This is a genomic window from Siccibacter colletis, from assembly GCF_000696575.1.
Lineage (GTDB): Bacteria > Pseudomonadota > Gammaproteobacteria > Enterobacterales > Enterobacteriaceae > Siccibacter > Siccibacter colletis.
In genome coordinates, this window is record NZ_JMSQ01000006.1 from 553,571 (window position 1) to 577,778 (window position 24,208).

Consider the following 24,208-nt stretch of genomic DNA (forward strand, 5'->3'; position numbering starts at 1 on the left):
TAAATAAATGTTCTTTAAATACATAGCGTTACGATTTTTTTAAAATTGATTCTAAAGTCTTTTTAAGGCCCGTCGATAACCTTGTTGACGGTGAGAGACGCCGTGAGTGTTAGGCACCGAATCTAAAAACCCATTATTTGAAGGAAACAAAATCATGGCAGTTATCAATACTAACCTGTTGTCCCTGACTACTCAGAACAACCTGAACAAATCTCAGTCTGCACTGGGTACTGCAATCGAGCGTCTGTCCTCTGGTCTGCGTATCAACAGCGCGAAAGATGACGCTGCTGGCCAGGCAATTGCCAACCGTATGACTGCACAGGTTAAAGGCCTGACTCAGGCTGCACGTAACGCTAACGACGGTATCTCTGTTGCTCAGACTACTGAAGGCGCGCTGAACGAAATCAACACCAACTTACAGCGTATCCGTGAGCTGACCGTTCAGGCGAACAATAAAACTAACTCCGGTGACGACCTGGTTTCTATTAACAATGAAGTTGTTGATCGTCTGAAAGAAATCAACCGTATTTCTGAAGAAACCAGTTTTAACGGTGTGAAAGTTTTAGCTACCGATCAGGAACTGGCTATTCAAGTTGGTGCCAACGATGGAGAAACTATTAGCCTGTCTCTCAAGCAGATCGACTCCTCTAAGTTGTTTGAAGGTGTTACTGGTATGGAGACGATTGATGAAGCTGACACAGGTGCTAGCAAGATTGGTATCTTAGAAACATACTCAACTACAGGTGGTGTTACCACTGCAACTGTTTCAGATGGCTTACTTAAGAGTATCGATACTGCTATTTCTAAAGTTGACTCCCTGCGTTCAAGCCTGGGTGCGAGCCAGAACCGCTTCGAATCTACTGTTAACAACCTGAACAGCACTGTTAACAACCTGACCGCTGCGAAAAGCCGTATCGAAGACGCCGACTACGCTACCGAAGTTTCCAACATGAGCCGCGCGCAGATCCTGCAGCAGGCTGGTACTTCTGTACTGTCTCAGGCTAACCAGGTTCCGCAGACCGTACTGTCTCTGCTGCGTTAATATCGCATCAGCAATCACAGTAATTAGCATAAAAAATAGCGGGTATTATACCCGTTATTTTTTTTTGCGTTTTTTATACTGGGCCTTAGTCTGACAGGGTTCCCGAGCGTGAAGACGCAGCGACCCGGTCGTTAACCTGGAATGAAGCGCGCACATGAAAAAGTCACTCGCTAAACCTGCCCCACACGCCAATAAAGCGGCCGAACCTGCCGTGAATAAAAAAATCCGTCTCGCACTTGACTGGCTTTCCACCCAACCTGAAAATTCACTGGCACTGGTGGACGAGCTGCTGGCAAAAGATGTCGGTAATCCGCTGCTGTGGGTCATCGCCACCAAAGCCAACCAGCGACTCGGGCAGTTTTTCCAGGCTGACGAATGCGTGGATAAAGCGCTGAAGATCGCCCCGGACTATATCGAAGCCATCTACGCCAAAGCCGACCTGCTCTACCGCAGCGATCGTCTGGCGGAAGCCGAAAGGTATCTCACTGACGCGGTCACGCGCATTGGCAAGAGCGAGTCGCGCCCGCTGCGCTCCCTGTTCGCCACCGTCCTGCAGAAACAGAAAAAATATGAGCAGGCGCAGGCGCTCTATCAGGAGCTGACCGATGAAGCACCGGACAACTGGCTCTACTGGAACAACCTCGGCATGGTCGGGCAGGATCGCAGCCAGTTTGCGGCGATGGATGCCGCCTATGTCAAAAGCTGTGCGGTGACCAAAGACAACCCGACGCCGTATTTCAACCGCATCGTCGGTGCTCACTACGATCCCGAACGCAGCGCGGAAGATATTCTGCAGATGTGCCGCGACTGGCAGCAGAAGTTCGCGCCAAAAAGCGTGGTGCGCGCTGTGGCAAAGAACAAATCCGCCGACAAACGCCTGCGCATTGGGCTTATCTCTGACGGGCTGCGCTCGCACCCGGTCGGGCAGATGATCACCCTGGGGCTGAGCAATATTCCCGAGTCGCAGATCGAGTTTTATGCCTATAGCACTAACTATAAAGAAGATCACCTGACGCACCGCATCAAGCGCATGTGCGCCAAATGGCAGGTGATCGAGCATATCTCGCCGGTGGAGCTGGATAAAATTATCCGCGCTGATCAGATTGATATCCTGTTCGACCTCAGCGGCTACAACGCCAACAGCCGGATGCAGACGATGCAGCTGGCTCCGGCGCCGGTACAGATCAAGTGGGTCGGCGGGTTAATCAGCAGCACCGGGCTGGAAACCATGGATTACCTGCTCAGCGATGGCATCGAAACGCCGGAGGGGAGCGATGCGCTCTACACCGAGAAGCTGATTCGTATGCCGGACGACTACATCTGCTACGATCCGCCGTTCTATCTGCCGTCAGTCAATGAAAACCCGGTGAAGAGCAACGGGTATATCACCTTCGGTTGCTTTAACAATGCCTCAAAAATTAACGATCCGCTGCTGGCCCAGTGGGCTGCGCTGCTGCACCGCGTCCCGGATTCGCGCCTGTTCCTGAAAAGCTTCAACTTCGACAACGTCTCCCTGAGCGAGCACGTGCTGAGCACCCTGGAGAGCCACGGGATTACCCGCGATCGCGTGCGTATCGAAGGCGCGTCGCTGCACCAGGCGCTGCTGGCCAGCTACCACGATGTCGATATCGCCCTCGATCCCTGGCCCTACTCCGGTGGGTTGACCACCTGTGAAGCAATGGCGATGGGCGTGCCGGTAGTGACCCTTCCTGGCCCGACTTTTGCCGGACGCCACTCCGCCTCGCACCTGGTGAACGCTGGTTTGCAGGAGCTGGTAGCCAGCGACTGGGAAAACTATCTCGATATTACCGTTGGCTTAACCCACGACCTTGAAAGCCTGGCGATTATCCGCAGTAATCTGCGCGACATTCTGCTCGCGTCACCGGTCTGCGACGCTCAGCGTTTTTCGAAACACTTCTCCGAGGCGATGCGCGCCGTATGGCAGCGCTACTGCGAAGGCAAAGCCCCGGCGGCATTGACCCTCAGCCATGAGCATGCGCCGCAGTTTGCCGATGACGCTGAGCCGATGACGCTGGCGATGCCGGCGGGCGCGGCGGTAGAAAGCACCGCGGTACAGAGCAACGATTTTGCCTTCAAAACCGGCGGCAAAATTTTCATGATGGATTACGGCGGCAACTTCGCAACCGGCGGCAAGTTCATCACCCTGAGCGGGCTGGATGCGTTCTGGTTCATCCTGATGGATACCGTGGGGGCGGTGCAGGATGACCATCTGCCGCTGCGCAAAAAAGCGATCCAGCATATCAAGCTGCACGCGCTCGGCGACGGCGAAATGCAGCCGGTCTACATCTGTCTGGATAATGCTCATAGCTCAAACCTGAAGCCGCTTGGCGGCAGCGGGGCGCAGGTCATCACTGAAGTGCAGGCCCAGAGTTCGCGCCTGGATGAGATCCACGGTCTCGACAAGCTGGAGTGGTTCGTGCTGGATAATCGCTTCGATCTGCAGGCGGTGCTGGCGCACGGGCAGCGCATTCTCTCCGGCTGCCTGGCAATTGAAGTGCGCGTCACCTTTGACGACACCCATGAAAATCAGATGTCGTTCGATGCCATTCGCCGCGCGCTGGGCGAGTTCGGGCTGACGTTCCACGCCTTTACCGCGACCGAACAGGCTCAGCCGCTGGTCAGCGAGGCATTTGGCACCCTGGACTCGTCGAAAATGACCGCCGCGAGCGCGCTGTTTATTCCATCGGCGCAGCGTCTGAAGGTGCTGGACGATCAGCAGCGCGAGCGGCTGGCGTTCATTATGCACGCCGCTTACGGCATGAAGGACGTGGCGTACAGCGTGTTCAAAGCCGGCTCTGCGGAACGCGCCGAGGACTATCTCGGCAGTATGCAGGGGCAGTAGAGCACTACCTCCGCACCGGCGGCGAATAAATCGATTATTCCCGAGATGCCGCGCATGTCCCTGCGTGAAACGGAGCTGTTCGAGCGTCATCTGAAAAACGCCGGTAGCTACTTCGAGTTCGGCAGCGGCGGCTCTACCAAGCTGGCGACCCGCAACAATGTTGAAGTCTGGGGCGTGGAAAGCGATAAATTCTGGGTGGATACCCTGCATAAAGAAGCGGGGCCGCTGTGCAAAGTGGACTACGTGGATATCGGGCCAACCAAAGCCTGGGGTTATCCGGTGGATGACACCCACAAAGAGAAGTTCACCGACTACAGCGAAGCGATCCTGAAGCACGATCGCGCCTTCGACTTAATTCTGGTGGACGGTCGCTTCCGCGTTGCCTGTACGCTCAACGCCATCAAACATACCCTAAAGAAACAGCAGAACCCTGCCGATACTTTGATTTATATTCACGATTTCTGGGATCGCGCTGACTACCACGTGGTGCTGGAGTTCCTCGACACGGAACAGGTTGCGGAGAGCGCAGGGCTGTTCCGGGTGAAGAAGAACATCAACCCGGCGCTGCTGGAAAAAGTGCTCGAAAAGTATAAGTACGTGGCCGTCTGATGCCGCGGCGGGCCATACGCGTGGCCCGCTGACGCTGTGATAACGCTGTCGCCCGCCTCACCGGAACCGTTCTGGTGAGGCGGGCGATATGTCGCTTTTATTACGCGTTTCCCTTAGTGCTATCTTCAGCTTTTTTAACGAAATTTGGCTTAACAATCAAAATAACCCCCTCTTTTACCCACTATTCATCCGATTAAAAGCCCTCCAGAAACGGATAATCAAGCCGATAACTCAACTAACGCAGGGCTGTTTATCGTGAATTCACTGTATACCGCTGAAGGTGTAATGGATAAACACTCGCTGTGGCAGCGTTATGTACCACTGGTGCGTCACGAAGCATTGCGCCTCCAGGTGCGATTGCCGGCGAGCGTGGAACTTGACGATCTGCTTCAGGCGGGCGGCATCGGGTTATTGAATGCAGTTGAACGCTACGATGCTCTGCAAGGAACGGCATTTACGACTTACGCAGTACAACGTATTCGTGGAGCGATGCTGGATGAATTGCGCAGCCGGGATTGGGTGCCGCGCAGCGTCCGACGTAATGCCCGCGAAGTGGCGATGGCGTTAAGCCAACTGGAGCAGGAACTGGGTCGCAACGCCTCGGAAACCGAAGTGGCGCAGCGCTTAGGGATTGCTATCGAAGAGTATCGCCAGATGTTGCTCGACACCAACAACAGTCAGCTTTTTTCTTATGACGAGTGGCGTGAAGAGCACGGCGACAGCATCGAACTGGTAACGGACGAGCATCAACAAGAAAACCCGCTACAACAATTGCTGGAAAGCAATTTACGCCAGCGCGTAATGGACGCCATCGAGGCACTGCCGGAGCGCGAACAACTGGTGTTGACACTGTACTATCAGGAAGAGCTCAATCTCAAGGAGATTGGGGCTGTTCTGGAAGTAGGGGAGTCGAGGGTCAGTCAGTTGCACAGCCAGGCCATAAAACGGCTTCGTACCAAGCTGGGTAAGTTATAGGCGGTAGCGCTTTACGCCGCCTGAGAATGCCGCACAACGCATTGACAACCAGGAGTTATCATGACTGTGCTGCAAAAAAGACGGCCATTAAGCCGCTACCTGAAAGACTTTAAGCACACGCAAACCCATTGCGCTCACTGCCATAAATTGCTCGATCGCATTACGCTGGTCCACCGCGGCGCCATCGTCAATAAACTGGCTATTGCACAGCTCGACACGCTCATCGACGAGGCCACCTGGCAGCGCGAACAAAAAGAGTGGGTGGCGCTGTGCCGCTTCTGTGGCGATCTGCACTGCAAAGAGCAGAGCGACTATTTCGATATTATCGGCTTCAAACAGTATCTCTTCGAACAGACCGAGATGAGCCACGGCACCATCCGCGAGTACGTGGTGCGCCTGCGCCGCCTCGGCAATCATCTTGGCGTGCACAACATCCCTCATGCTCAGCTTCAGGGCGGCCTGCTCGATGAACGGCTCGAACCCTGGCTGCCGCCGACCAGCACCAATAATTACCGTATCGCCTTGCGCAAATACGCCCAGTTCCAGCAGCTGCGGGATCACGGGATGATGCATAAAGAAGAGCACAAAGCGACTTCTGATATATATTAAAAAGGCATAAGTTGTAGCGGAGTGGTTTATGTTATTCGGCATTAACTCATTACACTACAACCAAAATTTTACTATTCGGGGTAATTATGAAACTAGCAAAACTGGGTCGCCAGGCGCTGATGGGCGTGATGGCGGTGGCGCTGGTCGCCGGAGTTAGTGTTAATGCCGTGGCACAGGATAACCTGCTCAATAAAGTGAAAGAGCGCGGTACCTTGCTGGTGGGGCTGGAAGGCACCTACCCTCCGTTTAGTTTCCAGGGCGATGACGGCAAGCTGACCGGCTTTGAAGTGGAGTTTGCCGAAGCGCTGGCGCAGCATCTCGGCGTGAAGGCGTCGCTGAAGCCGACCAAGTGGGACGGGATGCTGGCCTCGCTGGACTCTAAACGCATTGATGTGGTGATTAACCAGGTCACCATCTCCGATGAGCGTAAGAAAAAGTATGATTTCTCCACGCCGTACACCGTATCCGGTATCCAGGCGCTGGTGAAAAAAGATAACGCGGGCAGCATCAAAACTGCCGCCGATCTGAAAGGCAAGAAGGTTGGCGTGGGTCTTGGCACCAACTATGAAGAGTGGCTGCGTGCTAACGTGCAGGGCGTGGACATCCGCACCTATGACGACGACCCGACCAAATACCAGGATCTGCGCGTAGGGCGTATCGATGCCATTCTGGTTGACCGCCTGGCGGCACTGGATCTGGTGAAGAAAACCAAAGACACCCTGGCGGTCGCGGGCGAGCCGTTCTCCCGTCAGGAAGCCGGTGTCGCGGTGCGTAAAGACAACGCCGATCTGCTGAAAGCTATCGATGCGGCTATCGCCGAGATGCAGAAAGACGGTACGCTGAGCAAGATTTCTGAGAAGTGGTTCGGGGCCGACGTCACGAAGTAAGCGACGCCCTGACAGTAAAAAGGTGCTGATATCAGCACCTTTTTTATTTGTCGGCGCGGAAAGCCCGGCCCTGTCGTGCATAATGAAATCATTGCTTAACCTGAATACCGGAGGCTGCATGTCCCTTCACAACCTGACCCGTTTTGCGCGTCTTGAACTTATCGGCGCGCCGACGCCGCTGGAATACCTGCCGCGACTCTCTGATTATCTGGGGCGCGACATCTTCATTAAGCGCGACGACGTCACCCCACTGGCGATGGGCGGCAACAAGCTGCGCAAGCTGGAGTTCCTCGCGGCGCAGGCGCTGCAGGAGGGGGCTGACACCCTGATTACCGCCGGAGCGATTCAGTCCAACCACGTGCGTCAGACCGCGGCGGTGGCGGCGAAGCTTGGTCTGCAGTGCATTGCGCTGCTGGAAAATCCGATTGGTACCCACGCCGAAAACTACCTGACCAACGGCAACCGGCTGCTGCTCGATCTGTTTGATGCAAAAGTGGAGCTGTGCGAGGCGCTGAATCGCCCGGACGATCAGCTGCAGGCGCTGGCGACCCGCGTTGAAGCTCAGGGGTTCCGCCCTTACGTTATCCCGGTCGGCGGCTCGAATGCGCTGGGCGCGATGGGCTACGTCGAGAGCGCGCTGGAGATAGCTCAGCAGTGCGAAGGGGCCGTCGCGCTCTCTTCGGTGGTTGTGGCCTCCGGCAGTGCCGGCACCCACGCCGGGCTGGCGGTAGGGCTGGAGCAGCTGATGCCGGACGTGGAGCTGATTGGCGTGACGGTTTCGCGTCGCACGTCCGATCAGAAACCGAAAGTGGTCGCGCTGCAGCAGGCAGTGGCGCGCGATCTGGAGATCGCCGCCCGGGCGGATATCACCCTTTGGGATGACTACTACGCGCCGGGCTACGGTGTGCCAAATGAAGAAGGGATGGAAGCCGTGAAGCTGCTGGCGCGTCTCGAAGGCATCCTGCTCGACCCGGTGTACACCGGCAAGGCGATGGCCGGGCTTATCGACGGCATCAGCCAGCAGCGTTTCAAAGACGATGGCCCGATCCTGTTCGTGCATACCGGCGGCGCGCCTGCGCTATTCGCCTATCATCCCCATGTCTGAACCGGCAGAGTGAAATAAGCTAATGCAAGAGAGTATTCAACTGGTGCTGGATTCCGCACCTTATCTGCTGAACGGCGCGGTGTTTACGCTGCAGCTCAGTATCGGCGGGATGTTCTTCGGTCTGGTGCTGGGCTTCGTGCTGGCGCTGATGCGTATGTCGCCGATCCTGCCGGTGCGCTGGCTGGCGCGCTTCTACATCTCTGTCTTTCGCGGTACGCCGCTTATCGCCCAGCTGTTTATGATCTATTACGGTCTGCCGCAGTTTGGTATTGAGCTGGACCCGATGCCGGCGGCGATGATTGGCCTGTCGCTGAATACCGCCGCCTATACATCTGAAACGCTGCGTGCGGCGATTTCGTCCATCGACAAGGGGCAGTGGGAAGCGGCAGCGAGCATCGGCATGACGCCGTGGCAGACGCTGCGTCGCGCCATTCTGCCTCAGGCGGCGCGGGTGGCGCTTCCGCCGCTCTCCAACAGCTTTATCAGCCTGGTGAAGGATACCTCGCTGGCGGCCACCATTCAGGTGCCGGAGCTGTTCCGCCAGGCGCAGCTGATCACCTCACGCACGCTGGAGGTCTTTACCATGTATCTGGCGGCATCGCTGATCTACTGGGTGATGGCGACGGTGCTGTCGGCACTGCAGAACTATTTTGAAAATCAGCTTAACCGTCAGGAGCGCGATCCGAAATGAGTGCGATTGAAGTTAAAAACCTGATTAAAAAATTCCACGGCCAGACGGTGCTGCACGGCATCGATCTTGAGGTGGCGCAGGGCGAAGTGGTGGCGATTATCGGCCCGAGCGGTTCGGGAAAAACCACGCTGCTGCGCAGCATCAACCTGCTGGAGCAGCCCGACGGCGGCACCGTGCGCGTGGGAGAAATCATCATCGACGCCGCGCAGCCGGTGAGCAAGCAGAAGGGGCTGATTCGCGCGCTGCGTCAGCAGGTGGGCTTCGTATTCCAGAGCTTTAACCTGTTCCCGCATCGCACGGTGCTGGAGAACATCATCGAAGGGCCGGTGATTGTGAAGGGCGAAAACCGCGAAGAGGCAAGCACCCGGGCGCGGGAGCTGCTGGCGAAGGTCGGGCTGAGCGGGAAAGAAACCAGCTACCCCAAACGGCTTTCCGGCGGGCAGCAGCAGCGTGTGGCGATTGCCCGCGCGCTGGCGATGCGCCCGGAAGTGATTCTGTTCGATGAGCCGACCTCGGCCCTCGACCCGGAGCTGGTGGGGGAGGTGCTCAACACCATTCGCCGTCTGGCGGAAGAGAAGCGCACGATGGTGATTGTGACCCATGAAATGAGCTTTGCGCGGGACGTTGCCGATCGCGCCATTTTCATGGATGAAGGTCGCATTATTGAGCAGGGGCCGGCGAAAACGCTGTTTGCCGATCCACAGCAGCCGCGCACGCGTCAGTTTCTCGAAAAATTCCTCATGCAATAACCCTTATTCCGCTGGTATTAACGCAGCGGAAAAATTTTCATGATGGCGTAACGGGTACGTTCAGCCCCCGCTATCGCGGGGCTGAGCAATAATTTTCTCAAGAACGCAGAATACGCGCCGATAGTTATTAATTAATTGACCACCGGAATGTGGTATTTTGATATATCAGCAACACAAATAAAACGAACGCGGGGAATTACTATAAACAATGAGGGATTGTGACTTTTTTAGCTGGCGGCGGGAGATGCTGACCAGATTTCAACATATTCAGGATGGCAGTGAAGTATACGCGCTATTACAACAGCAGACGCAGCAGCTGGAATTTGATTACTACTCGTTTTGTGTCCGGCATCCTGTTCCTTTTACGCGCCCCAAAATAACGGTGGAAACCACCTACCCAAAGGCGTGGTGGCAGCAGTACACCGCAGAAAACTATTTCCTCATCGATCCGGTACTCAAACCGCATAATTATGAACGCGGCCACGTGGTGTGGGAGGGGGCATTATTTACCCCGGATACCCTGACATTCTGGGATGCGGCGCGCGACCATGGTCTGCGCCAGGGTTTCACCCAGTGCGTAATAAGCCCGGAGCGCATCACGTCATTTCTGTCAGTCTCACGTACCAGTACGCGAGGACAAGTGCCCAATATGGATGAGCTGGCGATGCGGCTTCAGTTGCTCGGCGAATTAAGTATGTTTACCCTGATACGCCTTGGCGACCCGACGATGCTGCCGCTGGAGATGAAATTAAGTAAGCGCGAGCGGGAAATATTGCAGTGGACGGGGGAGGGCAAGACCTCGGCGGAAATAGCGATGATCCTTTCCATTTCAGAAAATACGGTTAATTTCCACCAGAAGAATATGCAGAAAAAATTCAACGCGCCCAATAAAACGCAGATTGCGTGTTATGCGGCAGCGACGGGGATTATTTAACCTTACGGCTGGAAAGGGATGAAGTCCGGCTGAAGCGCTAACGTCCAGCCGGCACGGTATTACTGGCGATATGCCTGTTTAATCTGCTGAACGGTATTGGCAAATACCGCTGCCTGCGAGGCATCTTCCATCTGTGCAATTTGCTTTTCAAGCTTAAGGATCACGCGACCGGCATCCGCCTGGCCCATCGCCTGAAGCATCAGGGTAAGCAGGGTTTTGAGGCAGGCGACTTCAACGGCCAGGTTCTGGTTATTATCCGCAGTGAAAAAGTCGGGAGTGCTCATTTATTTTCCTCTTTACGTGTGCAGCGCGCAACGACAGCGGCTGATGAAAACTGAAGGCGGCGGAGTATAACACAGCGCGGAAAAAATCAATTAACGGGTGCACAGGTTTTAACGAAAAGATGCATTTTTTCATTGATGGCGTGAAAAGCGTGGCGCAATGGCGTTTTTTATCGGCGTTGAAAAATAACGCTATCTATAAAGTTTAAAAAGCGTTAAATAGTGATTTGCGTTAGGGTGCCTCAGGTTGAGTTGCAACCGGGCGGGGCATCAATGTTAAGTCAGAGCAATTAACGCCCGGCTTACCCTCTCTGGCTGGCTATGCTAACCGGTTGTTTCTGTTCGATGTAAAATCTGATTTCCAAAAATGAGCGCAAAAACCGGCGCTCTACATTTTAAAGTTAGCTTAAAACCCGCTAATATATGGCAAATTTAATTTCAGCCGCGTTATCCCCTTTCAGGAGATTGTTCCTTTGATCAACGTTCTTCTTGTTGATGACCATGAACTGGTGCGCGCAGGGATACGACGCATTCTTGAAGATATAAAAGGCATAAAAGTTTCCGGTGAAGCCTGCTGCGGTGAAGATGCCGTTAAATGGTGCAGAACAAACCCGGTTGACGTTGTGCTCATGGATATGAACATGCCAGGCATTGGGGGCCTTGAAGCCACCCGCAAAATTGCCCGCTCATCTTCAGACATCAAAGTCATTATGTTAACGGTTCACACGGAAAATCCGCTGCCGGCGAAAGTCATGCAGGCGGGTGCGGCTGGCTACCTGAGTAAAGGTGCCGCGCCGCAGGACGTGGTGAATGCGATTCGCTGTGTGCATTCCGGCCAGCGCTATATCGCTTCCGATATCGCTCAGCAGATGGCATTAAGCCAGATCGAGCCAGAAAAGACCCAATCGCCGTTTGCCAGTTTGTCTGAACGCGAATTGCAGATTATGCTCATGATTACCAAAGGTCAGAAGGTCAATGAGATCTCTGAGCAGCTTAATCTGAGTCCGAAGACGGTAAACAGCTATCGCTATCGGATGTTCAGCAAACTAAACATACACGGCGATGTTGAACTGACGCACCTCGCAATTCGACATGGCCTGTGTAGTGCGGAGACGTTAACAAGTCAGTGAGTGAAGTTTTCGATTCAAAAAGGTTTCTACAAACCGTCACCAGCCAGCCTGGCGTCTACAGAATGTACGACGCCGCTGGCACGGTCATCTATGTTGGCAAGGCCAAAGATCTTAAGAAGCGCCTCGCCAGCTATTTCCGGTCCAATCTGGCCAGCCGTAAAACCGAAGCGCTGGTAGCGCTGATAGCCCAGATTGACGTTACCGTCACCCATACCGAAACCGAAGCCCTGCTGCTTGAGCATAACTACATCAAGCTCTATCAGCCGCGCTACAACGTGCTGCTGCGCGACGACAAATCCTACCCCTATATTTTCCTGAGCGGAGACGCGCACCCGCGGCTGGCAATGCATCGCGGCGCCAAACACGCGAAGGGGGAGTATTTTGGTCCGTTCCCCAACGGTTATGCGGTGCGCGAAACCCTTGCGCTGCTGCAAAAAATCTTCCCGATCCGCCAGTGTGAAAACAGCGTCTACCGTAACCGCTCGCGTCCGTGCCTGCAGTATCAGATTGGGCGCTGTCTCGGGCCGTGCGTGGAGGGGCTGGTCAGCGAAGCCGATTACGCTCAGCAGGTCGAGTACGTGCGTCTGTTCCTCGCCGGCAAGGATGACCAGGTGCTGAACCAGCTGGTGGAGCGTATGGAAAAGGCGAGCCAGAATCTGGAATTTGAAGAAGCGGGGCGCATCCGCGACCAGATTCAGGCCGTGCGGCGCGTCACGGAGAAACAGTTCGTCTCTAACACCGGCGACGACCTCGACGTTATCGGTGTGGCGTTTGATGCGGGCATGGCCTGTGTCCACGTGCTGTTTATCCGTCAGGGCAAAGTGCTCGGCAGCCGCAGCTACTTCCCGAAAGTGCCGGGCGGGACCGATCTTGCCGAAGTGGTGGAAACCTTTGTCGGTCAGTTCTACCTGCAGGGCAGCCAGATGCGCACCCTGCCGGGGGAAATCCTGCTCGACTTTGCGCTCACCGACCAGACGCTGCTCGCGGAATCGCTCTCTGAACTGGCAGGACGCCGGATTAACGTCCAGACGCGTCCGCGCGGCGACCGGGCGCGCTACCTTAAGCTGGCGCGCACCAATGCCGCCACAGCGCTGGTAACGCGCCTGTCGCAGCAGTCTACGGTTCATCAGCGCTTAGCCGCCCTGGCTCAGGAGCTGGAGTTGCCGGAAGTGAAGCGCATGGAGTGTTTCGATATCAGCCACACCATGGGTGAACAGACCGTGGCCTCCTGCGTGGTATTTGACACGAATGGGCCGGTGCGGTCGGAATATCGTCGCTATAATATTACCGGCATTACCCCCGGGGATGATTACGCCGCTATGAACCAGGTGCTGCGTCGCCGCTATGGTAAGGATATCGAAGAGAGCAAAATCCCGGACGTCATTCTTATCGATGGTGGGAAGGGGCAGCTTGGCCAGGCGAAGATGGTGTTTGCCGAACTGGATGTGAGCTGGGACAAGCATCACCCGCTGTTGCTGGGGGTAGCGAAAGGCTCCGATCGTAAAGCCGGCCTGGAAACGCTGTTCTTTGAGCCAGAGGGGGAGGGGTTTAACCTGCCGCCCGATTCGCCGGCGCTGCACGTTATCCAGCATATTCGCGACGAATCCCACGATCATGCGATAACCGGGCACCGTAAAAAACGTGCGAAGGTGAAAAGCACCAGTACGCTTGAGACCATCGAAGGCATCGGCCCGAAACGGCGGCAGATGCTGCTCAAGTACATGGGGGGATTACAGCCGCTGAAAAACGCGACGGTGGAAGAAATTGCGAAAGTGCCGGGTATCTCCCACGCGCTGGCAGAAAAGATCTTCTATTCGTTGAAACATTAGGGCCTATGTAGCAACATACTGGGTAAATTTTACTGATGACAGACAGTTACCAGCACTATGCAATTTAATATCCCAACGCTGCTTACGATTTTTCGTGTAGTTATGATCCCGTTTTTTGTGCTGGCGTTCTATCTGCCATTCGTCTGGGCACCGTTTGTTTGTGCCTTCATTTTCTGCCTCGCGGCGATCACCGACTGGTTTGATGGTTACCTGGCACGTCGCTGGAACCAGAGCACCCGCTTCGGGGCGTTTCTCGATCCGGTAGCGGATAAAGTGATGGTCGCCATCGCCATGGTGCTGGTGGCGGAGCACTATCACAGCTGGTGGGTGACGCTGCCCGCCGCGACCATGATTGCCCGTGAGATCATTATCTCGGCACTGCGCGAGTGGATGGCAGAAATGGGCAAACGCAGCAGCGTCGCGGTCTCCTGGATCGGTAAGGTGAAAACCACCGCTCAGATGCTGGCGCTGATTGGCATGCTGTGGCGTCCGAATATGTGGATCGAATACGCCGGGATCGCGCTGTTCTTCGTCGCTGCGGTGCTGACGCTGTGGTCGATGATGCAATATCTCAATGCCGCGCGTGGGGATTTGCTCGATCAGTGATCACATCGTCGTAAAATTCAGCAAACGAGTGGGGATGCTGAAAAATATCGTTGACTCACTGCGCCAGGTAAGTAGAATGCAACGCATCGAACGGCAGCACAGTTTGCGGTAAGATAACAAAATCAAACAATTAGTTAAAAGTTTGATGATGCGGGAATAGCTCAGTTGGTAGAGCACGACCTTGCCAAGGTCGGGGTCGCGAGTTCGAGTCTCGTTTCCCGCTCCAGATTTTGATATCAGCCTTCAGCTGGTATCGCCTGCAAAGGCCAAAAGTTTACGGCGCGTTAACAAAGCGGTTATGTAGCGGATTGCAAATCCGCCTAGTCCGGTTCGACTCCGGAACGCGCCTCCACTTTTCTTCCCGAGCCCGGATGGTGGAATCGGTAGACACAAGGGATTTAAAATCCCTCGGCGTTCGCGCTGTGCGAGTTCAAGTCTCGCTCCGGGCACCATGGGAAATAAAGAATAATCAAAGCAATAAGCAGTGTCGTGCAAACCACCTTCGGGTGGTTTTTTATTGCCTGTCGATCGGGAAATAACGCTTTACCCTGTAAAAAAACCGGCCCTCAGGCCGGTCGATTTATCCCACTTGTTTCAGCATCCCGCTACTCATCAGCGCCTGTATCAGCACAATCCCCAGACCACAGATAAAAATCAGCGTCAGCACCGGCTTGCCGCCGGCCACGCGCCAGCGGGAATCCGGGTGGTGCTTGCGGCTCTGCCACACCAGCAGCGACGGCAGGATCAGTGCCAGCACCGCCAGCGCCACCCCCGCGTAGCCCAGCGCCATGACAAAGCCCTGCGGATAAAACAGCGCAAAAGCCAGCGGCGGCAGGAAGGTGATGGCTCCGGTTTGCAGACGTCCACTCAGATTACGCTTACGAGCAAACATATCGCTCAGGTAATCGAACAGCCCCAGCGTCACCCCCAGAAACGACGTTGCCAGCGCCACGTCGGCAAACAGATGCACCGCCAGCTCCACATGCGGTGTCGCCACCACATCGCGCACGGCCTGCAGCAGGCCGTTCAGGCCGCTTTTCGCCGCCAGCAGACCGACAAAAGTATCGGACGGAATGGCACCGAGGGTCGCCAGCTGCCAGAAGATATAAGCAACCAGCGGGATGGCGCTGCCGGTGACAAAGATGGTGCGCAGCTTTTTCACATCGCCCTGCATATAGCTGACGATACTGGGTACGCTGCCGTGAAAGCCAAACGAGGTGAAAATCACCGGGATAGCCGACAGCACCAGTCCTTTCTCCACCGGCATGGTAATCAGGTTGGCGCTGTGAACATGCGGCATCATCAATACCAGCATAACGATCAGCAACACGATTTTGGCGCTGAACAGGATGCGGTTGAAGAAATCCACGCTGTGGGTACCAACGCAGACAATGCCGCCGCCGATAAGCGTAAACAGCAGCACGCCAGCCGCAGGCGGAATATGCAGCCCCAGCCCGCTCTCAAGGCTGGCTGACAGCAGCTCGCCGGCCCCGCTGATGTAGGCCGCGGTAAGTGCATACATCAAAAACAGCATACTGAAGCCTGCCAGCCACTGCCCCGGTCTGCCCAGATAGCGACGCGACAGCGTTGCCAGCCCTGTGTCTGCCAGCTCATGCTGATACACTTCGACCAGCAGCAGAGCGGTGTAGCACATCACGGCCCACAGGCCGGTTAACAGCAGCAGCGTCATACCGAACCCGACGCCTGCTGCCGCCAGCGGCATTGCCAGCATTCCTGCGCCAATGGTGGTACCGGCGACGATGAAAATACTCCCTAACGTTCTGTTCTTCACGTATTCCTCTGTAATCAAACCACACGCTAACCACATCTGCGGCGCAGAGTAAGGCAAAAGCGCCATGCCGTCAAACAGCCATTACATAGGTGTTTCGTTATCTTTACAGATGGTTGCGCCAGGGCAAATGTCTGTGAACATTCAGGCAACCCTCTACTTCATAAGGACAATATTTTTCGGCAACAATCGGGCGTACCTTAAAAAAAATTCATAAGGAATAAAAAGAGGTTGAGATGACGAGCGAGAATCCTTTTCAGGCGTCGTGGAGTCGGAGCGGAAACCTGTTGTGTCATGGGCACTGGAACATCAGCTGGCAGGGCAGAGCGCTTGAGCTCCCTGAAACGCGCCGCGAGAAAGATATGGCGACCAACGGGATCTATTCCATCATCGATCCCGAAGACGAAACCTACCGCGACGGGCTGGAAGAGGATGAGTGGATTATTGAGAATGTTGAATGGCTAACGGATTTCTTCTGCGATAACGCCATTCCTCTGGAGACGGCGAACTACCGCTGGTTCTTTCGCGCCATTAACCCGCACGACTGGCGCTGTACCAGCTGTGCGGGCTGTATGTAAAAACGGTACGTTTGCGGGATCAGTTCTGCGCGTCGAGCGTCGCCAGCTCTTTGTCGATAAAGTACAGCGCTTCGCCGCTCTTACCCACGAGGCTGAGTTTATCCAGCACCGACTTGAACAGCTTCTCTTCTTCGTGCTGCTCAGCCACATACCACTGCAGGAAATTGAAGGTCGGATAATCCTGGGAGATCATCGCGGCGTGGGCCAGTTCATTAATCTGACGGGTGATCAGCTGCTCATGCTCGTAGGTGGCGGTAAATAGCGCATCCAGAGAAGCGTATTCGGCAAACGGCGACGCGATGGCATTGATGCGCGGCAGGCTGCCGGTGTCGGTCAGGTAATCAAACAGGCGCTGCATGTGGGTCATCTCTTCCTGCGCATGACGACGCAGGAACGCAGCGGCACCTTCAAAGCTGTGATAGCTGCACCAGGCGCTCATCTGCTGATAAAGCAGAGATGAGAATAATTCCAGGTTCATCTGTTCATTTAATTTTTCGATCATGTCCGCTTTCAGCATAATAACTCCGCAGGTAATAGTGTTGTTTCGCGACACTATAATTTGCAGTTTATTTATTTGCAAAAGGTTAAATAAAATAATTTATTATTAATAATACGAATGGGAATAACTCGTATTGCTGCGCATAATTAAAATAAGCGAATGTTATTCATTCTTATTTAATACGCAGCAGTACGACGTTACGAGGCCTGCGGGAGGGGTATGGTTTTGCCGGCCAGCCGGAAGACATCAACCATCTCCACCGGCTGGCTGAACAGGAAGCCCTGCATGTAGTGAATGCCGCAGCGCTGCAGCAGGCGCGCCTGCTCCTCGCTCTCCACGCCTTCGGCAATAATGCGGAAATTGAGCGAGTGCGACATATTCATTACCGCCTCGACAATAGCCAGTCCTTTATCCTCAATTTTCTGAATAAAGCTACGGTCAATTTTCACAAAGTCGATATTTAAATTTTGAATAACCGACAGGCTGGAATAGCCGGTACCGAAATCATCAATCGATATTTTAATTCCCTTACGCTGCAGCCAGATGATTTTTTCCGTCAGATCGCTCTGGCCGGAGTGAAACAGCGATTCCGTCACCTCAATGTGCAGGCGACCGGGATTAATATGATAGGTCTCCAGCAGCCGGCTTATTTTCGCCACGAACTGCTGATCCTGGAACTGCACAATCGAAACGTTAACCGCAATTGACGTGTCATCGTTCGGAACATGCGCGAGGGTTTTACACGCCTCTTCCAGTACCCAGTAACCAATATTGACGATCTGCCCGCTGCGCTCGGCGATGGGAATAAACACTGACGGTTCGATGATCTGTGTTCCGCGCTTCCAGCGCAGTAGCGCTTCAAAGCTGCGGATGGCAAAGGTTTCAGCATCAACAATCGGCTGGAAGACCAGACGCAGCTCATGGCGGGCGAGGGCATTATTCAGCGCCTCCTGCAACAGCACTTTGCTGCGCAGGTTCTCTTCCAGCTGGTGGTTATAAAACAGTACCCGCTCCGGCTGCTTGCCCTTCAGGGCATACATCGCGATGTCGGCAATCTGGATGAGACGCGTCAGGTTGGTGCTGTGCTCCGGGCAGATGGCGATACCTATCGTCGCGCTCAGGGTGATCTCCTGTTCACGCAGATAGAACGGCTGGCTGAAGCTTTTCACCATCTGGGCGGCAAGGTTACGCAGCGTGCCGTGGTCAACCTGCGGTGTGCAATAGATAAACTCATCTCCGCCCCAGCGGCACAACAGCGTGCCGTTATCCTGAAAGGCGGCCAGGCGATTACTGAATGCCAGCAGCACCCGATCGCCGACGTCGTGGCCGAGGGCGTCATTGATGGACTTAAAGCCGTCGAGGTCGATAAAGAACAGGCTGAAGCCGGGGATTTCACCGCGTTTATACTGATAAATCAACTCCTCGGCTTCGGTCTGAAACGCCACGCGGTTGGAGAGGCCGGTCAGGGCGTCCTTGTAGGAGATCTCATAGATTTTCTGGGTGCGCTCGCGGATGGTGTCCTCCATGCGATCCACCAGCCGCTGGTTTTTATACTTCAGCGCTATGGCCTGTTTGATGTACGTCGCCGAGCGGATGGCTGAGAAGATCATGGTCGCGGTGAAGAACAGTCCAAGAAAGCCGAGACTGCGTTTGTAGTCGAGCGGGGACTCTATCAGGATGATCGACCAGGGAAGCAGCACGATTAACGTATAGAGTGAAGCGAGGATAACATTGCCCGACAGCACATTCGCCGCACCGCCCACCATGGCAGAGAGTATGACCACCGTTGCGGTGAACTCTTCTACCGTGAAGTGGCGTTCGAACAGGCAGAAATAGCTGCTCCACAGCACCGCGGTAAGCAGGCACCCGACGGTAAAACGCAGGTAGAACCCGCGTTCGTGTTTACGCTTGTCGGAGCAGCGCTGCCAGAGCAGGGTGTCGATCAGCCGCCACACCAGCACGGTGCAGAGTGTTCCCCACCAGAGCAGTTTCCCGTCACGCTGGCCGTTATCAATAAAGGTAAACGTCAGCATGGTGGCCGCGATAAAAGTGATAATAATGCCGGGCAGCGCATTGCTATAGAGGAGCTTAATCCCCTCGCTTCGGTACAGCTGCTGTCGCTCGCGTTTTTCGCTCATGCTAGATCCACAGTAACACCCGCGTTATCAGCCCGTATCAGGCCGTTCCCTTCCGGCAGGCTGGCGAAACGCCGCCCGCCCCTGGATTAATACCAGTGTGACGCTGCCGTGGTGGTGTTGATAGCGATGCCGCGGCACTGATATTCCAGCACGACGCTTTTCGCCAGGCATTGCGTCCCGCTGACCACGCTGCAAGTGGTGATAGGGTTACCGTAAGCCAGCGCGGTAGCAAAACCCCACTGCTGGCACTGGCGCGTCGCGGTTGAGTTAGCGGCGTAGCTGTCCACTTTTCCTTTCTGTAACGGCGCAAGCGTATAGCCGAGGCGCACGGTACCGGTGGTCTGATTAACATCAACCACGTCGGGAGATTTCGTAATAGTGCAACCGCTCAGCATAACCAGCATCGCGGGGGCCAGATATTTCAACATGATAAAACTCGCAGCATTCTCAGGTCTTAGCATCATGCCAGAGTGGTTGACAACCAATCGGCGGAATAACAAAGGATTTTGTGCGTTTCAACACCCCTGAAAAATCAAGAATTAAGTAACACTAAAATAGATTGCGGATTCTATTAAGTTTTACTTAACCTGCCGAAAATATCTGTGTGGCACATTCTTTTGCGGGAATAGGCCTGCAAAGGAAGAAGGGAGACGGTGCAGAACACAGAGTGCAGGGAGGCAAAGTAGACACCAGGAAACCATCTATGAATTTTATCCGCAATATCAAGATCCGCATCATGGTGGTGCTGATCCTTATCCTGTCCACGCTCGCCTGGCTTGGCGTCTCAGGAGTGACGCTCGGATTTCTGTATCACCTTGAGCAGTCTGTGGCACTGACCGAACAGCAAAAACACTGGGTGGATATTGCCCAGACGCTGCTGGTGGTCTCGGCCTTTGCCAGCATCGGTATCACCATCCTGACCGAACGCTATCTCTGGTTTTGTCTGGTCAAACCGGTGGATGTGATCCGCAGGCATATGCAGGTGCTGGCGAAAGGGGATCTGGAAAAACAGCTGCCGGATCTCGGACGTAACTGTGTCGGGCTTATCGTGCCGCACATTCAGGAGATGCAGGCTAACTGGGCGCGGGCCGTCGCCGGCATCCGTACCAGTGCCGTGGCGCTGCACCATAACGCCGGCGAACTGGCAGGGGTGAACAACGATCTCTCCAGCCGTGCCGGACAGCAGGCCGCCGCGCTGGAAGAGACCAGCGCCAGCATGGAGCAGCTTGGTGGCGCGGTACAACGCAACGCCGAAAACACCACGCATGCCAGCTCGCTGGCGCGTAACGCAACGCAGATTGCTGAAGCAGGCGGACAATCAGTACGCCGGGTTATGGAGACCATGGACACCATCTCCAGCAGCTCGCAGCGCATTGTGGATATCACAACGACGATTAACAGCATCGCCTTCCAGACCAACATTCTGGCACTGAATGCAGCCGTAGAGGCGGCAAGGGCGGGTGAACAAGGACGAGGATTTGCCGTGGTAGCAAGCGAAGTTCGTAGTCTGGCAAGCCGCAGCGCGCAGGCGGCAAAAGAGATCGAGGCGCTGTTGGGCGAATCGGTAACCAATGTGCAGACCGGTTCAGAGCAGGTTAAAAAAGCAGGCGAAGCAATGGACAACATTCTTCGCGCTATTGGCCAGGTGAACGACATTATGGAAAGAATTGCCAATGCAACAGGTGAACAAAGTGATGGCATCAATCAGGTGGGGGTGGCAGTGAGAGAACTGGACACGGTGACTCAGGCGAACGTTCAGCTGGTGCAAAAATCAGTCATTTCGGCTGAAGATTTAGCGCGTCAGGCGAACCGGCTGACCGAGATCGTCTCGGTCTTCCGCGCGGCGGAAGTGCTGGCCCCGGCTTTTGAAGCGGCGCTGACCTCACCACGCGGCTGATAGTTCGCAGCGCGGCGCATCGTCGCACTGACAAAATCCTGCTCTGCCTGGTGCACAGCAGGATTTTTTTTGCCTGCATAGCGCAGCGACAAAACTGTGAGCGCATCTTAACTTTTTAAAACTGCTTTTTACTAAATTTGAAAGAACGTTTGCTAAGTAGTAAGGTTTAGCCACAGTACGTTATCCACCCCGGGGAAACCCGCACGCTATGTCGGAGAGTAACAGATGAAAATTGCACTGATGATGGAAAACAGCCAGGCGGCTAAAAACGCCATCATTTTCAACGAGCTGAAATCAGTTGCCGATGAAAAAGAGTTCCCGGTGTTCAACGTCGGGATGAAAGACGAACAGGACCATCACCTGACCTATATCCATCTGGGCATCATGGCGAGCATTCTGCTGAACTCGCGTGCGGTTGATTTCGTGGTGGCTGGCTGCGGTACCGGTCAGGGCGCGCTGATGTCTCTTAATATTCATCCGGGCGTAAACTGCGGCTACTGCATCGATCCGGCGGACGCCTTCCTGTTTGCCCAGATCAACAACGGTAACGCGCTGGCGCTGCCGTTTGCCAAAGGTTTCGGCTGGGGCGCTGAGCTGAACGTGCGCTTTATCTTCGAAAAAGCCTTCACCGGCCGTAAAGGCGAAGGCTATCCGCCGGAGCGTAAAGAGCCGCAGGTGCGTAACGCCGGTATCCTCAACCAGGTGAAAGCGGCGGTAGTGAAAGACAACTATCTTGATACGCTGCGCGCCATCGACCCGGAGCTGGTGAAAACCGCCGTGTCCGGCGAGCGCTTCCAGCAGTGCTTCTTTGAAAACAACCAGGACAAAGAGATCGAAGCCTTCGTGCGCGAAATCCTTTCCTGAGTAAACGCAGCATTATTAAAGGCCAGCAGCGATGCTGGCCTTTTGCATTTCAGCCCGCCGCTTTGCGCGACACGCTCTGCCCGGCATCGCGCGTCAGGCGCAGTGTATCCAGCAGCCCCACCAGACTCACCGCCGCAATAAACAGAAACGCAATGCGAAAGCTGATGCCGGGCATATTTTCCAGCCCCAGCCCGTCGCCGATCGCTTCTCCGAGGCGGATACCGGCAGTCCCCAGCGTAATCCCAAGCCCAATCGCCAGCTGTGTTGCGGTGCTGAACAGCGTGTTGGCATAGCTCATCTGGGCGGCGGGCACGTCGGCAAACGCCAGCGTGCTGATGCCGGTAAACTGCACCGAGCGAAATACGCCGCCCAGACCCAACACCAGCAGCACCAGCCAGGCCGGCGTCTGCGGCGTCAGCCAGGCGCAGGCCGCGAGCGCCACGACATTGAGAATACCGTTGCCAATGAGCAGGCGCTTAAAACCCAGATGGCGGATCAGCGGCGTCGTGGCGGGTTTGATGACTAAATTGCCGACGAATACCGCCAGCACCAGCAGACCGGAATGGAAGGCATCCATGCCGAACCCCACCTGAAACAGCAGCGGCAGCAGGAAGGGCACGGCGCTGATAGAACAGCGGAACAGCGAGCCGCCGTACATGGTTACCGCGAACGTGGGGATGCGCATGGCATCGAGGCGGATCATCGGGGCAGCTGCCCGCCGGAAGTGGCGCAGGGCAAAGATAAAGGCCGCGACGCTCAACACCAGCAGACCGATGAACAGCGGCAGGCTGAATCCCGGTGCGCCCGGTAGCTCCATCGCCCAGACGAGGCTAACCATCGCCAGCGCGGTGGCAAGAAAACCCGGCAGGTCAAAGCGGCGGCGCGACGCGTCGCGCACCTCGGGAATAATGCGCCACGCCAGCAGCATGGCAATCAGGCCAAGCGGCAGGTTAATAAAGAAGATCCAGCGCCAGTCAGCATAGCTGGTAATGAATCCGCCCAGCGGCGGGCCGATTATTGGCGCAATCAACGCCGGCCAGGTCAGGGTCGCAATCGCCGTGATGAGGTGTTCCTTCGGCGTGGTGCGCAGCACCGCCAGACGGCCTACCGGCACCATCAACGCCCCGCCCGCGCCCTGCAGGACACGCATTGCCACAAAGGTTTCGAGATTGGGTGCCAGCCCGCACAGTACCGAGGCGAGGGTAAAAATCGCCAGCGCCGTGGTGAACACCTGACGCGCGCCAAAGCGGTCGGCAATCCAGCCGCTGGCGGGGATCAGCACCGCCAGCGTCATCAGATAGGCACTGATACCGATATTCAGATCGACCGCATCCACCCCAAAGCTTTTCGCCATGTCGGGCAGGGCGGTGGCAATCACCGTGCCGTCGAGAAACTCCATAAAAAACGCGCCGGCCACCAGCAACGCGGCGGGTGAAAGGCCGCGTCGTGCCGTTTCGGTATCCTGTTCAGCCATAAAAGAAACGCCATTTTAAAAAAGTTTTCAGAAAGTATAGCGCGCTAACTTACGGATTCGTAAGACATTTATTTAACATTTGCCTGCTATTTTTTAACCAATTTATGTGACGCGCATCACATAACTGTTGATTTTTGTGATGGAGGTCATATTATAAGCGCATCGCAAAACATCATCTGCACACATACACTGGAGTTATCATGAAACTGCGCAAAATCCTGAAAAGCATGTTTGAAAACTACTGCAAAACTTTCAAAGATGTGCCGCCAGGCGCGATGTTCTGATAAAAAAACCTGCTGCGGCAGGTTTTTTTATAGCTGCAATTTGTTGCGGCTTCGGCCCTCGGGTACTATTGCCGCTCGCAATATAAGGAGAAGAGTATGTCCCAGGTTTTGAGCGCCGATGAAGAGCTGGTATCTGACGTTGTCGCCTGTCAGTTAGTGATTAAACAGATCCTCGATGTCATCGACGTGATCGCACCGGTCGAAGTGCGTGAGAAGATGGCCAATCAGCTGAAGGCAATCGACTTCTCCTCCAGCCCGGCGGCCGATCCGGTTACCGTGCGCGCCGTGCAAAAAGCGGTAGCGCTGATTGAGCTGAAGTTCACCCCGCAGAACGAAGCCCACTGATCGGTTTTCCCCTCGCCCCATCGCGGCGCG

At 55.2% G+C, this 24,208-nt stretch carries 24 protein-coding genes and 3 tRNA genes; 21 read left to right on the forward strand and 6 right to left on the reverse strand.

Annotated elements, in window-relative coordinates:
• Window positions 1–154 precede the first annotated feature (154 nt).
• From ET34_RS0108245 to sdiA, 10 genes are all read left to right on the forward strand, one after another.
• The gene (locus ET34_RS0108245; RefSeq protein WP_031521085.1) at window positions 155–1,042 is read left to right on the forward strand and encodes a flagellin N-terminal helical domain-containing protein; all 888 of its coding nucleotides are present in this window, start codon (window positions 155–157) and stop codon (window positions 1,040–1,042) included.
• Window positions 1,043–1,196: 154 nt separating this feature from the next.
• Complete coding sequence (locus ET34_RS0108250; RefSeq protein ID WP_051640498.1) at window positions 1,197–3,905, forward strand: O-linked N-acetylglucosamine transferase, SPINDLY family protein; 2,709 nt, start codon at window positions 1,197–1,199, stop codon at window positions 3,903–3,905.
• A 54-nt stretch (window positions 3,906–3,959) separates the two neighbouring features.
• Window positions 3,960–4,514 (forward strand): hypothetical protein, encoded by a 555-nt coding sequence (locus tag ET34_RS20910; protein WP_152548368.1) that lies wholly within the window; start codon window positions 3,960–3,962, stop codon window positions 4,512–4,514.
• 255 nt (window positions 4,515–4,769) lie between these two features.
• The gene (gene fliA / locus ET34_RS0108265) at window positions 4,770–5,489 is read left to right on the forward strand and encodes an RNA polymerase sigma factor FliA (protein WP_024550596.1); all 720 of its coding nucleotides are present in this window, start codon (window positions 4,770–4,772) and stop codon (window positions 5,487–5,489) included.
• Window positions 5,490–5,549: 60 nt separating this feature from the next.
• Window positions 5,550–6,098, forward strand: coding sequence for a flagella biosynthesis regulatory protein FliZ (gene fliZ / locus ET34_RS0108270; protein ID WP_031521092.1), 549 nt, complete (start codon window positions 5,550–5,552; stop codon window positions 6,096–6,098).
• Window positions 6,099–6,184: 86 nt separating this feature from the next.
• Window positions 6,185–6,985, forward strand: a complete 801-nt coding sequence (tcyJ, locus tag ET34_RS0108275; RefSeq protein ID WP_031521094.1) for a cystine ABC transporter substrate-binding protein — start codon at window positions 6,185–6,187, stop codon at window positions 6,983–6,985.
• Window positions 6,986–7,103: 118 nt separating this feature from the next.
• Window positions 7,104–8,090: a D-cysteine desulfhydrase gene (gene dcyD, locus ET34_RS0108280; protein WP_031521095.1), complete on the forward strand. Its 987-nt coding sequence runs from the start codon at window positions 7,104–7,106 to the stop codon at window positions 8,088–8,090.
• 22 nt (window positions 8,091–8,112) lie between these two features.
• On the forward strand, window positions 8,113–8,781 hold the full coding sequence (gene tcyL, locus ET34_RS0108285) for a cystine ABC transporter permease (RefSeq protein ID WP_031521097.1): 669 nt from the start codon (window positions 8,113–8,115) through the stop codon (window positions 8,779–8,781).
• Window positions 8,778–9,530 (forward strand): L-cystine ABC transporter ATP-binding protein TcyN, encoded by a 753-nt coding sequence (tcyN, locus tag ET34_RS0108290; protein WP_031521099.1) that lies wholly within the window; start codon window positions 8,778–8,780, stop codon window positions 9,528–9,530. Before tcyL ends, tcyN begins: the two co-directional genes overlap by 4 nt.
• Before the next feature lie 208 nt (window positions 9,531–9,738).
• Window positions 9,739–10,464, forward strand: a complete 726-nt coding sequence (gene sdiA / locus ET34_RS0108295) for a transcriptional regulator SdiA (RefSeq protein WP_031521101.1) — start codon at window positions 9,739–9,741, stop codon at window positions 10,462–10,464.
• A 59-nt stretch (window positions 10,465–10,523) separates the two neighbouring features.
• Here the strand turns inward: sdiA and ET34_RS0108300 are convergent, their stop codons facing one another.
• Complete coding sequence (locus ET34_RS0108300) at window positions 10,524–10,748, reverse strand: DUF2594 family protein (RefSeq protein ID WP_031521103.1); 225 nt, start codon at window positions 10,746–10,748, stop codon at window positions 10,524–10,526.
• A gap of 470 nt (window positions 10,749–11,218) precedes the next feature.
• On the opposite strand from ET34_RS0108300, the gene uvrY reads away from it, so the two are divergent.
• From uvrY to ET34_RS0108335, 6 genes are all read left to right on the forward strand, one after another.
• Window positions 11,219–11,875 (forward strand): UvrY/SirA/GacA family response regulator transcription factor, encoded by a 657-nt coding sequence (uvrY, locus tag ET34_RS0108310; RefSeq protein WP_031521105.1) that lies wholly within the window; start codon window positions 11,219–11,221, stop codon window positions 11,873–11,875.
• On the forward strand, window positions 11,872–13,704 hold the full coding sequence (gene uvrC, locus ET34_RS0108315; protein WP_031521106.1) for an excinuclease ABC subunit UvrC: 1,833 nt from the start codon (window positions 11,872–11,874) through the stop codon (window positions 13,702–13,704). Before uvrY ends, uvrC begins: the two co-directional genes overlap by 4 nt.
• Before the next feature lie 57 nt (window positions 13,705–13,761).
• Complete coding sequence (pgsA, locus tag ET34_RS0108320) at window positions 13,762–14,310, forward strand: CDP-diacylglycerol--glycerol-3-phosphate 3-phosphatidyltransferase (RefSeq protein WP_031521108.1); 549 nt, start codon at window positions 13,762–13,764, stop codon at window positions 14,308–14,310.
• 150 nt (window positions 14,311–14,460) lie between these two features.
• A tRNA-Gly gene (locus ET34_RS0108325) sits at window positions 14,461–14,536 on the forward strand.
• A 52-nt stretch (window positions 14,537–14,588) separates the two neighbouring features.
• A tRNA-Cys gene (locus tag ET34_RS0108330) sits at window positions 14,589–14,662 on the forward strand.
• Between the two features lie 13 nt (window positions 14,663–14,675).
• Window positions 14,676–14,762 (forward strand) — tRNA-Leu (locus ET34_RS0108335).
• Between the two features lie 128 nt (window positions 14,763–14,890).
• On the opposite strand, the gene tyrP is transcribed toward ET34_RS0108335, so the two are convergent.
• Window positions 14,891–16,102 (reverse strand): tyrosine transporter TyrP, encoded by a 1,212-nt coding sequence (gene tyrP, locus ET34_RS0108340; RefSeq protein WP_031521110.1) that lies wholly within the window; start codon window positions 16,100–16,102, stop codon window positions 14,891–14,893.
• Between the two features lie 233 nt (window positions 16,103–16,335).
• Between tyrP and ET34_RS0108345 the strand changes: the two genes are divergently transcribed.
• Window positions 16,336–16,677, forward strand: coding sequence for a hypothetical protein (locus ET34_RS0108345; RefSeq protein ID WP_031521112.1), 342 nt, complete (start codon window positions 16,336–16,338; stop codon window positions 16,675–16,677).
• A gap of 19 nt (window positions 16,678–16,696) precedes the next feature.
• Here ET34_RS0108345 and ftnA read toward each other — a convergent pair whose 3' ends face one another.
• The 3 genes from ftnA to yecR all read right to left on the reverse strand — a co-directional run bounded on the left by ftnA (window position 16,697) and on the right by yecR (window position 19,742).
• Window positions 16,697–17,194, reverse strand: a complete 498-nt coding sequence (ftnA, locus tag ET34_RS0108350; protein WP_031521113.1) for a non-heme ferritin — start codon at window positions 17,192–17,194, stop codon at window positions 16,697–16,699.
• 179 nt (window positions 17,195–17,373) lie between these two features.
• Window positions 17,374–19,314 (reverse strand): putative bifunctional diguanylate cyclase/phosphodiesterase, encoded by a 1,941-nt coding sequence (locus ET34_RS0108355; RefSeq protein WP_051640500.1) that lies wholly within the window; start codon window positions 19,312–19,314, stop codon window positions 17,374–17,376.
• An 86-nt stretch (window positions 19,315–19,400) separates the two neighbouring features.
• Window positions 19,401–19,742, reverse strand: a complete 342-nt coding sequence (yecR, locus tag ET34_RS0108360) for a YecR family lipoprotein (protein WP_031521116.1) — start codon at window positions 19,740–19,742, stop codon at window positions 19,401–19,403.
• 275 nt (window positions 19,743–20,017) lie between these two features.
• Here yecR and ET34_RS0108365 point away from each other — a divergent pair, with 275 nt between their 5' ends.
• Both ET34_RS0108365 and ET34_RS0108370 read left to right on the forward strand, forming a co-directional pair.
• Complete coding sequence (locus ET34_RS0108365) at window positions 20,018–21,211, forward strand: methyl-accepting chemotaxis protein (protein ID WP_051640501.1); 1,194 nt, start codon at window positions 20,018–20,020, stop codon at window positions 21,209–21,211.
• A gap of 225 nt (window positions 21,212–21,436) precedes the next feature.
• Window positions 21,437–22,075: an RpiB/LacA/LacB family sugar-phosphate isomerase gene (locus ET34_RS0108370; RefSeq protein ID WP_031521119.1), complete on the forward strand. Its 639-nt coding sequence runs from the start codon at window positions 21,437–21,439 to the stop codon at window positions 22,073–22,075.
• Window positions 22,076–22,124: 49 nt separating this feature from the next.
• Here ET34_RS0108370 and ET34_RS0108375 read toward each other — a convergent pair whose 3' ends face one another.
• Window positions 22,125–23,549 (reverse strand): MFS transporter, encoded by a 1,425-nt coding sequence (locus ET34_RS0108375; RefSeq protein WP_031521121.1) that lies wholly within the window; start codon window positions 23,547–23,549, stop codon window positions 22,125–22,127.
• Between the two features lie 200 nt (window positions 23,550–23,749).
• Here ET34_RS0108375 and azuC point away from each other — a divergent pair, with 200 nt between their 5' ends.
• Both azuC and ET34_RS0108385 read left to right on the forward strand, forming a co-directional pair.
• Window positions 23,750–23,833 carry a stress response protein AzuC gene (gene azuC, locus ET34_RS22490; RefSeq protein WP_014229869.1) on the forward strand — a complete coding sequence of 28 codons (84 nt, stop codon included), beginning with the start codon at window positions 23,750–23,752 and terminating at the stop codon, window positions 23,831–23,833.
• Between the two features lie 96 nt (window positions 23,834–23,929).
• The gene (locus ET34_RS0108385; protein ID WP_031521122.1) at window positions 23,930–24,178 is read left to right on the forward strand and encodes a DUF2766 family protein; all 249 of its coding nucleotides are present in this window, start codon (window positions 23,930–23,932) and stop codon (window positions 24,176–24,178) included.
• Window positions 24,179–24,208: the final 30 nt, after the last annotated feature.

Excerpts from the sequence above, each read along its gene's own strand:
- ET34_RS0108245 (WP_031521085.1), top strand. The coding sequence starts at position 155 with ATGGCAGTTATCAATACTAACCTGTTGTCCCTGACTACTCAGAACAAC.
- ET34_RS0108250 (WP_051640498.1), top strand. The coding sequence starts at position 1,197 with ATGAAAAAGTCACTCGCTAAACCTGCCCCACACGCCAATAAAGCGGCC.
- ET34_RS20910 (WP_152548368.1), top strand. The coding sequence starts at position 3,960 with ATGTCCCTGCGTGAAACGGAGCTGTTCGAGCGTCATCTGAAAAACGCC.
- fliZ (WP_031521092.1), top strand. The coding sequence starts at position 5,550 with ATGACTGTGCTGCAAAAAAGACGGCCATTAAGCCGCTACCTGAAAGAC.
- tcyJ (WP_031521094.1), top strand. The coding sequence starts at position 6,185 with ATGAAACTAGCAAAACTGGGTCGCCAGGCGCTGATGGGCGTGATGGCG.
- dcyD (WP_031521095.1), top strand. The coding sequence starts at position 7,104 with ATGTCCCTTCACAACCTGACCCGTTTTGCGCGTCTTGAACTTATCGGC.
- tcyL (WP_031521097.1), top strand. The coding sequence starts at position 8,113 with ATGCAAGAGAGTATTCAACTGGTGCTGGATTCCGCACCTTATCTGCTG.
- tcyN (WP_031521099.1), top strand. The coding sequence starts at position 8,778 with ATGAGTGCGATTGAAGTTAAAAACCTGATTAAAAAATTCCACGGCCAG.
- sdiA (WP_031521101.1), top strand. The coding sequence starts at position 9,739 with ATGAGGGATTGTGACTTTTTTAGCTGGCGGCGGGAGATGCTGACCAGA.
- ET34_RS0108300 (WP_031521103.1), bottom strand. The coding sequence starts at position 10,748 with ATGAGCACTCCCGACTTTTTCACTGCGGATAATAACCAGAACCTGGCC.
- pgsA (WP_031521108.1), top strand. The coding sequence starts at position 13,762 with ATGCAATTTAATATCCCAACGCTGCTTACGATTTTTCGTGTAGTTATG.
- ET34_RS0108345 (WP_031521112.1), top strand. The coding sequence starts at position 16,336 with ATGACGAGCGAGAATCCTTTTCAGGCGTCGTGGAGTCGGAGCGGAAAC.
- ftnA (WP_031521113.1), bottom strand. The coding sequence starts at position 17,194 with ATGCTGAAAGCGGACATGATCGAAAAATTAAATGAACAGATGAACCTG.
- ET34_RS0108355 (WP_051640500.1), bottom strand. The coding sequence starts at position 19,314 with ATGAGCGAAAAACGCGAGCGACAGCAGCTGTACCGAAGCGAGGGGATT.
- yecR (WP_031521116.1), bottom strand. The coding sequence starts at position 19,742 with ATGTTGAAATATCTGGCCCCCGCGATGCTGGTTATGCTGAGCGGTTGC.
- ET34_RS0108365 (WP_051640501.1), top strand. The coding sequence starts at position 20,018 with ATGAATTTTATCCGCAATATCAAGATCCGCATCATGGTGGTGCTGATC.
- ET34_RS0108370 (WP_031521119.1), top strand. The coding sequence starts at position 21,437 with ATGAAAATTGCACTGATGATGGAAAACAGCCAGGCGGCTAAAAACGCC.
- ET34_RS0108375 (WP_031521121.1), bottom strand. The coding sequence starts at position 23,549 with ATGGCTGAACAGGATACCGAAACGGCACGACGCGGCCTTTCACCCGCC.
- azuC (WP_014229869.1), top strand. The coding sequence starts at position 23,750 with ATGAAACTGCGCAAAATCCTGAAAAGCATGTTTGAAAACTACTGCAAA.
- ET34_RS0108385 (WP_031521122.1), top strand. The coding sequence starts at position 23,930 with ATGTCCCAGGTTTTGAGCGCCGATGAAGAGCTGGTATCTGACGTTGTC.